The following is an 11,879-nucleotide window of genomic DNA, read 5'->3' on the forward strand; positions in this document are numbered from 1 at the left end:
TTTGAGAGGGGCTGCTCCTAGTACGAGAGGACCGGAGTGGACGAACCTCTGGTGTTCCGGTTGTCACGCCAGTGGCATTGCCGGGTAGCTATGTTCGGAAAAGATAACCGCTGAAAGCATCTAAGCGGGAAACTTGCCTCAAGATGAGATCTCACTGGAGCCTTGAGCTCCCTGAAGGGCCGTCGAAGACTACGACGTTGATAGGCAGGGTGTGTAAGCGCTGTGAGGCGTTGAGCTAACCTGTACTAATTGCCCGTGAGGCTTGACCATATAACACCCAAGCAATTTGGGGCTCGATAGAGACCAGATTGCGGTGTTGTGAAGACGAAACGAACCGAAAGTTCGGACTTGTTCGCAAGGCACACACAAACTATCGCATGCCCATTTGCTGGAACGTGACCGTATGGCACGCGCCGGCTACCGAATTTCTTGACGACCATAGAGCGTTGGAACCACCTGATCCCATCCCGAACTCAGAAGTGAAACGATGCATCGCCGATGGTAGTGTGGGGTTTCCCCATGTGAGAGTAGGTCATCGTCAAGATTAAATTCCGAAACCCCTATCTGCTGACGCAGGTAGGGGTTTTGTTTTGCCCGTAGGAAAGTTCTTACGATAAGCACGGAGCGTTCCCGGCTGCCACAGCTGGCCGACAGTGCTAAGGTTCGGCCCTAGCTTTTGCCCTTTTTCAAGGATGCCTTTATGCCGGACGCAACGTCCCTCAGCCCTGCTTTCATGGTGGTTCACGGTAATCGCCTGGATGAGTTGCGCAGTCTGGTCATCAGCTTGATGCGGCGGTATCCGCTGGCCCCTCTCGAAAACGAAATCGCACTCGTACAAAGCAATGGCATTGCCCAGTGGCTTAAGCTCGCGCTGGCCGAGGACCCGGAAGACGATGACAGCGGTGGCTGTGGTATTGCAGCGGCCATTGATGTACAGCTGCCCGGCAGCTTCATGTGGCAACTCTATCGTACGGTTTTGGGGCGTGATGAAATTCCCGCCAAGTCCCTGCTCGACAAGGCCCCGCTAACCTGGCGTCTGATGCGTCTCCTGCCGCAGTTGATCGAACAGCCTCATTTCGAGCCTCTGCGCCGGTTCCTGACCCATGACATCGATCTGCGCAAGCGCTACCAATTGTCCGAGCGCCTTGCCGACCTCTTCGATCAATACCAGGTGTACCGGGCCGATTGGCTTGAAGATTGGGCTGAAGGACGGCATCAAACAAGAAATGTCCGTGGCGAAGTCAAGGCACTTGCGCCGGCCAATTGCTGGCAAGCCGAACTGTGGCGAGCCCTGCTGCTGGATGTGGGGGAGCAAGGTATGGCGCAAAGCCGTGCAGGCGTCCACCAACGATACATCGAGCGTATCAACAGCCTGGACAGCGCTCCGAAAGGCCTTCCCGGCCGGGTCATCGTGTTCGGCATCTCTTCGCTACCCGCCCAGGTCCTCGAAGCGCTCGCCGGTCTCTCTCGGTTCAGCCAGGTGCTGTTATGTGTCCATAATCCATGCCGCCATCATTGGGCGGACATCGTGGCCGACAAGGACCTGCTGCGACATCAATACAAACGCCAGGCTCGCAAGGCAGGTATGCCCGCCGTCCTCGATCCACAAACCCTGCACCAGCATGCACATCCTTTGTTGGCAGCCTGGGGCAAGCAAGGGCGTGACTATATCAACCTGCTCGACAGCTATGACGATCCCAGCAGTTATCGCTCGGTTTTTCGAGAGGGGCGAATCGACCTGTTCAGTGATAGCCATCCCACGACTCTCCTCGGTCAGTTGCAGGATGACATTCTTGAGCTGCGCCCCTTGGAAGAGACCCGGACCAAGTGGCCTGCGGTGGATGAAGGACGAGATGAGTCGATCCGGTTCCATGTTGCCCATAGCGCCCAGCGCGAGGTGGAGATTCTCCATGACCAGTTGCTGGCCCACTTCAGTGCGGATCCCACGCTGCGTCCCCGGGATATCATCGTTATGGTGCCGGACATCGACAGTTATGCGCCGCATATTCGCGCCGTATTTGGACAGATCGACAGAACGGACCCACGTTTCATTCCTTTCACCCTGACCGACCAGGGGCAGCGTGGAAGAGATCCGTTGCTGATTGCTATCGAACATTTGCTGAAGCTGCCCGATAGTCGCTTCCCGGTAAGTGAAATTCTCGATCTGCTGGATGTCCCGGCGTTGCGTGGACGTTTCGGCATTGACGAGGCTGACCTGCCAACCTTGCATAGATGGATTGAGGGCGCGGGTATCCGTTGGGGCATGGACGCAGATCATCGAGCAGCGTTGGGGCTGCCTGCGGAGCTTGAGCAGAACAGCTGGCGTTTTGGGTTGCGTCGCATGCTGCTGGGATACGCCGTCGGCCGTTCGGACGCTTATGAAGGTATCGAACCCTACGATGAAATAGGCGGTCTCGATGCGGCGTTGATTGGTCCATTGGTCGCTCTGCTGGACGCGCTGCAAGTGGCCCATCAGGAGTTCGCCCAGCCGGCAGCGCCGCAAATCTGGGGAGCGCGTCTACGCGATCTGATGCAGTTGTTTTTCCTGGCAGGTAACGAGCATGACGACTATCTGCTGGCCCAGCTCGAAGACCTGCGTGAAACCTGGCTGGAAACCTGTGAGTCGGTCGGTTTGCACGATGAGCTGCCGCTGACGGTCGTGCGTGAAGCCTGGCTGGCAGGGCTCGATCAGGGGCGGCTGTCCCAGCGTTTCCTCGCTGGAGCGGTGAACTTCTGTACCCTGATGCCGATGCGGGCGATTCCCTTCAAGCTGGTCTGCCTGTTGGGGATGAACGACGGCGATTATCCGCGGGCTCAACCGCCATTGGATTTCGACCTGATGGGGAGCGACTATCGACCGGGGGACCGTTCCCGGCGTGAGGATGATCGCTATCTGTTATTGGAGGCATTGCTTTCGGCTCGTGAAAAGCTCTATATCAGTTGGGTGGGACGCAGTATCCGCGATAACAGCGAACGACCGGCATCGGTGCTGATCGGCCAGTTGCGTGATCATATCGCCAGCGGATGGAGACTGACGGACGCAGGCAGCAACCTTCTCGAGGCGCTGACCCAAGAGCATCCCTTGCAGCCCTTCAACGCCCGTTATTTCATTCAGGGCGATGAGTTGTTCAGTTATGCCAACGAATGGCGGCTATTGCATGACGACCGCAATGTTGCGGTCAGTCCACATTTACTGGCGCCATATGTCCAGGAAGAACCCTTGAGCATCGGTCAGTTGCAGGATTTCATGCGCAACCCCATCCGCCATTTTTTCAACCAGCGACTGAAAGTGTTCTTCGAGGCCGCTGAAGTGCCGCTGGCCGATGACGAACCCTTCGTTCTCGATGCGCTCCAACGCTACAGCCTGAGCGACAGTCTGCTGGAGGCTGCCCTGGTTCGACTCGACCAGCCGGACCTTGCCCTTACGGCCCACGCCCGAAGACTGCAGAACAGCGGCCTGTTACCAATGGCCGGTTTTGGTGAATGTCTGCAACGGGAGTTGATCGAGCCCCTGCCGGATCTGCTTCAGCGTTATCAGCAGCTTCTGACTCTATGGCCGACGCCGCTGACCACCGCGATCCCGGTCAGTCTTCGATTGCAGGGGGTGAGTCTCGAAGGGTGGCTAAGTGGCCTGCACCAGCGTTCCGATGGCGCAGTCCTTGCCATCACGGCAATACCCAATAGCATCGGCTCTGCCAAAACCCGCAAGTGGCATCGCCTCATTCGCCTCTGGGTGAACCACCTGGTGGCTTGCGCCAATGGTCTGTCGATGACTAGCGCGCTGGTGGCCAGCGATGACAGCCTGCTGTTGCCTCCTTTCGAGGAACCCATGGCGCGAAGGCTGCTCGGCGATCTGTTGCAGGCCTGGCAGGCTGGTATGCGCCAGCCGCTTCCGGTCGCGGTGAAGACTGCCTTTGCCTGGCTCGGCCAATCCGAGCCGGCCAAGGCCATGGCGGCTGCTCGAAAAGCCTACGAAGGCGATGGTCAGACCTCTGAAGGCGAACGACGAGAGAGCCCGGCCCTGGCCCGGCAATTTGCCGACTTCCAAGCCCTGATGGCTGACGAGACATTTGTGGACTGGTGCGATGCACTTTATCGGCCACTGTTCGAGGCCCCGTGGCGTTCGACGGCTGGAGAGGAGACACCGTCATGAGTCGGCATACGCCATTGGCCCTGGCTTTCCCCCTGCACGGGAGCCAATTGATCGAGGCCAGTGCCGGTACTGGCAAGACCTTTACCATCTCGGCGTTATACCTGCGCCTGGTATTGGGGCATGGTGGTCAGGCGACCGGATTTGGTCGCGAGCTGCTTCCGCCGCAGATCCTGGTGGTGACCTTCACTGACGCCGCCACCAAGGAACTGCGCGAACGTATCCGTACACGCCTGGCCGAAGCGGCGCGTTTCTTTCGAGATGAGATTCCTGCCCCGGACTCACTGATTGTCCAATTGCGTGATGAGTTTGCCGAGGAACATTGGCCTGGCTGCGCCAACCGGCTGGATGTCGCCGCGCAATGGATGGACGAAGCGGCGGTCTCGACCATTCACAGCTGGTGCCAGCGCATGCTGCGTGAACACGCTTTCGACAGCGGCAGCCTGTTTACCCAGACCCTGGAAACCGACCACAGCGAATTGCTCGCAGAGGTGCTGCGCGATTACTGGCGGATGTTCTGCTACTCGATGCAGGGTGAGGCGTTGAACTGGGTGCGCACCCATTGGGGAGGGCCTGCCTCCCTGCTGCCGCGAGTCAGAGGGCTCTTCGCCAGTGCGCAAGATGATGGCCGGGAAACTGAACCGGCCGAACTCATCGCGGCATCGCTGCGCGAACGCAGTGCTGCCTTGCTCGACCTCAAGGCGCCCTGGCGGCAGTGGGCCGTGGAACTGCTGGAAATCTGTCAGCAAGGCGTTGCCAGCAAGAGTGTCGATGCACGCAAGATGCAGGCCCGGTACTTCGAGCCGTGGTTCCAGAAAATTTCTGCCTGGGTGGAGGATGAAAGCCTCGAATTGTTGGACATCGGTACGGGCTTCACCCGACTGACGCCCGAGGGCATGGCGCAGGCCTGGAAAGGGGAGGTGCCCAGCCATCCGGGACTGGACGCTATGGTCAGTCTCAAGTCCAGCCTGGACGCCTTGCCCACTCCAGATGCCGCGGTGTTGCAGCATGCCGCGCAATGGGTCGGCGCACGCTTCGAGGCCGAGAAGCGTCGACGCGCGGAGATGGGATTCGACGACATGCTGCTGCGTCTGGATGCGGCGTTGCAAGCCGAGGGCGGCGAGCGGCTGGCGAGCCTGATCCGCGAGCAGTTTCCGGTCGCGCTGATCGATGAATTCCAGGACACCGACCCGGTTCAATACCGGATCTTCGAGAGCATCTACCGCATCGAAGACAACAACCCTGAAACCGGCCTGTTTTTGATCGGGGATCCGAAACAGGCCATTTATGCCTTTCGCGGTGCCGATATCCACACTTACCTTCGGGCCCGTGAGGCTACGGTTGGCAGGTTGCACACACTGGGGACGAACTTCCGTTCCAGCCATGCCATGGTGGGTGCGGTAAATCATGTTTTCCAGTACGCCGAAACTCGTCCGAAGGGGCGCGGGGCGTTTCTGTTTCGTGACGCTTCGGGGGTGAACCCGGTGCCCTTCCTGCCTGTCGAGTCACAGGGGCGCAAGGAGTCCTTGCAGATTGCGGGACAAGCCATCACGGCGATGAACATCTGGTACCTGCCATCGGAACAACCGCTCTCCGGTGCGGTGTATCGGCAGCAGATGGCGGCGGCCTGCGCCAGTGAAATCACGGCGTTGCTCAATGGTGGCCAAGCCGGTCGCAACGGCTTCATGAATCATGAAAACGTACTGCGTGAACTGTTGCCGGCCGATATTGCCATTCTGGTGCGAGATGGCAAGGAAGCGCAGGCCGTGCGCGATCAATTATCTGCACGGGGCGTGCGCAGCGTTTATCTATCTGACAAGGATTCAGTCTTTGGTTCGCAGGAGGCACGCGACCTGTTGATCTGGCTCAGGGCCTGCGCCGAGCCGGATGCCGAGCGGCCGCTGCGAGCAGCGTTGGCCAGCATTACCTTGAATCTGCCATTGACGGAGCTGGAACGACTCAACCAGGACGAGCTGGTATGGGAAGCGCGGGTCATGCAATTTCGCGGCTATCGCACCGTTTGGCGCACCCAGGGCGTACTGCCCATGTTGCGACGGCTGCTGCATGATTTCGAGTTGCCCCGGGCCTTGATGGCGCGCAGCGATGGTGAGCGGGTGCTGACCAACTTGCTGCACCTGAGCGAGCTGCTGCAGCAGGCCGCGGGTGAGCTGGATGGCGAGCAAGCCCTGATTCGACATCTGTCGGAGCACCTGGTCTTGTCCGGGCAGGCAGGGGAGGAGCAGATCCTGCGCCTGGAAAGCGATGAGCAATTGGTCAAGGTGGTTACGATCCACAAGTCCAAGGGACTTGAGTATCCGTTGGTTTTCCTGCCGTTCATCTGCTCGACCAAACCGGTGGACGGTACACGTTTGCCTTTGCATTATCACGATGAGAAAGGTAAGGCGCAGGTCAGCCTCACGCCCACCGCCGAGTTGATTGCCAGGGCTGATGACGAGCGCCTGGCCGAGGACCTGCGTCTTCTCTACGTGGCGCTTACCCGTGCCCAGCATGCCTGCTGGCTGGGTGTCGCCGATCTCAAGCGGGGCAGTCACAACAACTCGGTCCTGCACTTGTCCGCGCTGGGCTATCTGCTGGGGGGCGGGACGCCGTTGGCCGACTCGGCGGCGTTGGAACGCTGGCTTGAAGAGTTGCAGCAAGGCAGCTCGGCCGTTAGCTGTCAGGAAATGCCCCAGGCAACCGACGAACATTACCAACCTCCTCGCAATGAGGCGGTGTTGCTCGATCCGCTCAAGCCTACCCGTAAAGCCAGCGAAAACTGGTGGATTGCCTCCTATAGTGCGCTGCGTATCGGCGAAAACCTGAGTGCTGGCAGCGATGCGGCGCCGGAAGATCCACAAGCCCAGAAGCTGTTCGACGATGAGCGTCTCGATCCGGACGCTCCAAGGGGCGTTGCCGCGATGGGCGGCGATATCCATCGCTTCCCCCGCGGCCCCAACCCAGGCACGTTCCTTCATGGGCTTCTGGAGTGGATTGCCGGCGAAGGGTTTATGGCTGCGCCAGCGGCCATCGAAGACGTCGTTGCCCGACGTTGCAATCGTCGGGGCTGGAAAGGCTGGATCACGACGCTCAATGACTGGCTGCAACACCTCATGACCCTGCCTTTGCAGATCGGCAACAACCAGGCGCCCGTGGTGCTTGCACACCTGAGCCAGTTCCAGGTCGAGATGGAGTTCTGGTTCGCCAGTCATAAGGTCGATGTGCTCAAGCTGGACCAACTGGTCTGCCAGTTCACCCACGGTGGCGTGGCCCGCGTCGCCGCCGAACCGGTGCTGCTCAACGGCATGTTCAAGGGGTTCATCGACCTGACGTTCGAGCACGACGGCCGCTATTACGTGGCGGATTACAAATCCAACTGGTTGGGAGTCGATGATACGGCCTATACCTCCCAGGCAATGGAGCAATCGATTCTGGATAATCGCTACGATCTGCAGTACGTCCTGTACCTGCTGGCGCTGCACCGCCAGCTCAAGGCACGCTTGCCCGGATATGACTATGACCGCCATGTGGGCGGCGCGCTGTACCTGTTCCTTCGCGGCACTCGTGCAGCCAGTCGGGGTGTCTATTTCACCAAGCCCCCACGAGCCTTGATCGAACAGCTGGATCGTCTGTTCCAGGGCTTGCCCGAACCCAAGGCCGAGCCGGCATGGGTACAGGGAGAGTTGCTATGAGTCGTTCTTTCGCCGATCTGCTGCCGAAGTCGTCCGAAGACGACAGCTTGATCGACCTGTCGCCCTTGAGCCGTTCGGACGATCTGCTCCTGCTCCTGACACGTTGGGTCGAGCGTGGGTGGTTGCGAGCCCTGGACAAGGCTTTCGTTGCGTTTCTCCAGGAACTGGCGCCTGACGATGATCCGCTGGTGCTGCTCGCCGCGGCGCTCACCAGCCATCAGCTGGGACATGGGCATGTCTGCCTGGACCTGTTCGAAACCCTCAAGGAGCCGGATTTCGCCTTGTCATTGCCCCCCGAGGGAGATCTGCAGGCCGGTGTGATGCTGTTGCCTTCACAGATACTGCAGACACTGGACGGCGCGCGATGGTGCAGGATCCTGGCCTCCAGTCGCTTGGTGGCCTTGGCCGAGGACGTGGGGGAAGAGGCTCGGCAACGTCCGATGGTGCTGTCGGGTAAACGCCTCTACCTGCGTCGTTACTGGACCTACGAGCGACGGATCGATGAGGCGTTGCGGCAGCGGCTTGCCAAACAGGACGCTGCCCCCAACGATCTGCGCGAGCGCCTGAACGGCCTGTTCGGGGCGGCTGCCGGCGCGGGGCCGATCGATTGGCAGAAACTCGCCTGTGCGTTGGCCACCCGGGGAGCCTTCAGCATCGTGACCGGAGGGCCGGGCACCGGCAAGACCACCACCGTCGTGCGCTTGCTGGCGTTACTCCAGGCTCCTGCCGTCGAAACAGGCAAGCCGTTGCGCATTCGCCTGGCCGCGCCCACTGGCAAGGCAGCGGCGCGCCTGACTGAGTCCATCAGTCAGCAGGTCCTGAGCCTGGACGTGAGCGCCGCCGTACGTGAGCGCATTCCCTGTGACGTGACCACTGTCCACCGGTTGCTCGGCAGCCGGCCCGGAACCCGACATTTCCGCCATCATGCGGGCAACCGGTTGCCATTGGATGTGCTGGTAGTCGATGAAGCCTCCATGATCGACCTGGAAATGATGGCCAATCTGCTGGATGCGTTGCCAGTCCATGCGCGACTGATTCTGTTGGGGGACAAGGATCAACTGGCCTCGGTGGAGGCTGGTGCGGTGCTGGGGGACTTGTGCCGAGACGCCGAGGAAGGGTGGTACACCCCCCAGACCCGGGCCTGGCTTGAGTCAGTCAGCGGCGAACGCCTGACGACCAGTGAACTGCAGCAAGACCTCGACGGTAGCCATCCGCTGGCCCAGCAGGTGGTCATGCTCAGGCATTCACGACGCTTCGGCGAGGGCAGTGGCATCGGGCAACTGGCTCGCTGGGTCAATCAGCAACAACCGGAAAAGGCCCGGCAGGTGCTGCAGGGCAAGCAATATGCGGATCTGTTTTCCCTGGCGCTGCGGGGGGAGCACGACGGCGCGCTGGAGCGTTTATTGCTCGAGGGGCATACCGAAGGCCCTCAAGGGTACCGGCACTACCTGAATGTATTGCAACAGCGGCGCCCAGCCATTTCCCGCCCACTGGAAGACAGCTGCTGGGCTGACTGGGCCCGGGAGGTGCTGTCGGCATTCGACGCTTTCCAGCTGCTGTGCGCAGTGCGCAAGGGACCCTGGGGTGTCGAAGGCTTGAACCAGCGAGTCACCGCCGCATTGCTCAAGGCCCGTCTCATTGACAGTGATCACCACTGGTACGAGGGGCGTCCGGTGTTGATGACCCGTAACGATTACGGGCTGGGCCTGATGAATGGCGATATTGGCATTGCCCTCAGGCTGCCCGAGCGTGAGGGGCCGGATGCGGGCAAGCAGGTTTTGCGGGTCGCGTTCCCTCGTAACGATGGGCGAGGCGGTGTGCGTTTCGTCCTGCCAAGCCGCCTCAATGACGTGGAAACGGTGTACGCCATGACGGTGCACAAATCCCAGGGCTCCGAATTCACCCACACGGCCCTGATTCTTCCGGATGCGCTGAACCCCGTATTGACCAAAGAGCTGGTGTACACCGCGATTACCCGGGCCAGGCAGTGGTTCAGTTTGATCGAACCGCGAGCGGGCGTGTTCGAGGAGGCGGTTCGGCGCAAGGTCAAGCGTTTGAGCGGTTTGATGCTGGATCTGGAACGGGACAATTGAATCGATTCGTCGAGGCGCGATTCTGCCTGCTTCTGTCGGAAGCGTCGTAGGACGCTGTCTCGCCGGGTTTTTGGCACTGTGCTATCGTTCCGGCATTTATCGTACCGACAAGAGACTCTTCATGGATGTGGCTGGTCGAGAGGCAGCGCGCAGCAAGGGCTGGAGGCATTGTTTGCTGGCCGGTTTTCTGGGGCTGCTGCCGCCTGTGATCGCTGCTCAGGAACAGGCATCCGCTACTCGGGCAGAACAGCGGGCCGAGTCGGTGACCCAAGTGGTGTTGGGGATCCTCAGCTATGCCCGTTGGCCGGTGGAGCCCACGCAACTGCAGCTGTGCATCGTCGGGCCGACCCAATATACCGATGACCTGGTCAAGGGCACTGCCCAGGCCACGGGGCGGCCGGTCACCGTCCAGCGTCTGTTGGCGGATCATCCCGGCATCGAGACCGACTGTAACGCGGTCTATGTCGGAAGGCTGACCAGCGAAGAGCGCACCCGCCTGTATGCCTCCTTGATCGGCAAGCCCGTGTTGAGCATCAGCGAAGGGGGCGATCCTTGCACTGTGGGCAGTCTGTTCTGCCTGCGAGTGGGTGATGAGCAGGTGTCGTTCGAGGTCAATCTGGATTCCGTGGCGCGCAGCGGCGTACGCATCCACCCCAGTGTGTTGCAGCTATCCCGACGCAGGTCAACGGCACCATGAGCCTGCCTACACCACGGATTCGTCCTACTCTGGGCTCGGTCATCGGGCGCGGTCACTTGATCGTCGCGCTGGTGGCAATCGCCATGGCCAGCGTTTCACTGACACTGCTCGGTGTCCTGGCGCTGCGGGTGTATGCCGACCACAATCTGCACCTGATCGCACGCTCGATCAATTACACAGTGGAAGCGGCCGTGGTGTTCGGCGATTCGGCTGCTGCCACCGAAGCATTGGCCTTGATTGCCAACACCGAAGAAGTCGCCGAGGCCCAGGTATTCAATGAACATGGTCGCTTGTTGGCGCGTTGGCAGCGTCCGGAGACTGGCTTGTTGTCGGATCTGGAAATGCACATCGCCAAGGCCTTCCTGGAAAAGCCCATCAGCCTGCCGATCATTCACCAGGGCCGGGCCATTGGCAGCATTCTGTTGGCGGGTCACGGAGGCAGCCTGTTGCGCTTTTTGCTCAGCGGTCTGGCGGGGATCATTCTGTGTACGGCGGTGAGTGCCTGGATGGCGTTGTATCTGGCCCGACGCCAGTTGCGGGCGATTACCGGCCCGTTGCGCTACCTGGCGGAAGTGGCCCACGCGGCGCGCAGCGAACGGGCGCTGGACCGGCGCGTACCTCCGGCCGCCATCGCCGAACTGGATAATCTGGGCAATGACTTCAACGCGCTGCTCGCCGAGCTCGAATCCTGGCAAACCCATCTGCAAAGCGAGAACGAAAGCCTTGCCCACCAGGCCAGCCACGACAGCCTGACCGGATTGCCAAACCGAGCGTATTTCGAAGGCCGGCTGATTCGCGCCTTGCGCAACGCCAGCAAACTCGATGAGCAAGTGGCGGTGCTGTATCTGGACAGCGATCGGTTCAAGGGTATCAACGACAATTTTGGTCACGCCGCGGGGGATGCGGTGCTGACGGCGGTGGCGACCCGTGTCCGGGCGCAGTTGCGTGAGGATGATCTGGTGGCGCGTCTGGGCGGGGATGAGTTTGCCGTACTGCTCTCGCCGCTGCACAAGCTGGAAGATGCCGAAATGATCGCAGAGAAAATCATCGCCAGCATGGAAATGCCGATCCAGTTGCCCGGCAATGCTTCGGTGCTGACCTCTCTGAGCATTGGCATCGCGGTCTATCCCGATCATGGCGCCACTCCGGGCGCCTTGTTGCACGCTGCCGATGCCGCGATGTACCAGGCCAAGCGTCTCGCCCGGGGCGGGCGACATTCCTCGGGGGCGGAGCACCCCGTTGCATAATCC

Annotated in this window: 5 protein-coding genes and 2 rRNA genes; all 7 read left to right on the forward strand. The window is 60.6% G+C overall.

The window, feature by feature from the left end:
• Positions 1-270 (forward strand): 23S ribosomal RNA (locus AD666_RS12155); the annotation flags it as partial.
• A gap of 158 nt (positions 271-428) precedes the next feature.
• Positions 429-544 (forward strand): 5S ribosomal RNA (gene rrf / locus AD666_RS12160).
• A gap of 156 nt (positions 545-700) precedes the next feature.
• Entirely contained in the window at positions 701-4,153 is a 3,453-nt protein-coding gene (gene recC / locus AD666_RS12165; protein WP_053152012.1) for an exodeoxyribonuclease V subunit gamma, read from the forward strand.
• Positions 4,150-7,839: an exodeoxyribonuclease V subunit beta gene (recB, locus tag AD666_RS12170; protein WP_053152014.1), complete on the forward strand. Its 3,690-nt coding sequence runs from the start codon at positions 4,150-4,152 to the stop codon at positions 7,837-7,839. Before recC ends, recB begins: the two co-directional genes overlap by 4 nt.
• Positions 7,836-9,932 carry an exodeoxyribonuclease V subunit alpha gene (gene recD, locus AD666_RS12175; protein WP_053152016.1) on the forward strand — a complete coding sequence of 699 codons (2,097 nt, stop codon included), beginning with the start codon at positions 7,836-7,838 and terminating at the stop codon, positions 9,930-9,932. The genes recB and recD overlap by 4 nt, the downstream gene beginning before the upstream one ends.
• Positions 9,933-10,053: 121 nt before the next feature.
• A complete protein-coding gene (locus tag AD666_RS12180) occupies positions 10,054-10,629 on the forward strand; it encodes a YfiR family protein (protein ID WP_053152018.1) in 576 nt (191 codons plus the stop codon).
• Positions 10,626-11,876, forward strand: a complete 1,251-nt coding sequence (locus tag AD666_RS12185) for a diguanylate cyclase domain-containing protein (protein WP_053152020.1) — start codon at positions 10,626-10,628, stop codon at positions 11,874-11,876. Before AD666_RS12180 ends, AD666_RS12185 begins: the two co-directional genes overlap by 4 nt.
• The last annotated feature ends 3 nt before the right edge of the window (positions 11,877-11,879 follow it).

It is taken from the genome of Pseudomonas sp. Pf153, assembly GCF_001269775.1.
GTDB classification, from domain to species: Bacteria; Pseudomonadota; Gammaproteobacteria; order Pseudomonadales; family Pseudomonadaceae; genus Aquipseudomonas; species Aquipseudomonas uvaldensis.

Excerpts from the sequence above, each read along its gene's own strand:
- recC (WP_053152012.1), top strand. The coding sequence starts at position 701 with ATGCCGGACGCAACGTCCCTCAGCCCTGCTTTCATGGTGGTTCACGGT.
- recB (WP_053152014.1), top strand. The coding sequence starts at position 4,150 with ATGAGTCGGCATACGCCATTGGCCCTGGCTTTCCCCCTGCACGGGAGC.
- recD (WP_053152016.1), top strand. The coding sequence starts at position 7,836 with ATGAGTCGTTCTTTCGCCGATCTGCTGCCGAAGTCGTCCGAAGACGAC.
- AD666_RS12180 (WP_053152018.1), top strand. The coding sequence starts at position 10,054 with ATGGATGTGGCTGGTCGAGAGGCAGCGCGCAGCAAGGGCTGGAGGCAT.
- AD666_RS12185 (WP_053152020.1), top strand. The coding sequence starts at position 10,626 with ATGAGCCTGCCTACACCACGGATTCGTCCTACTCTGGGCTCGGTCATC.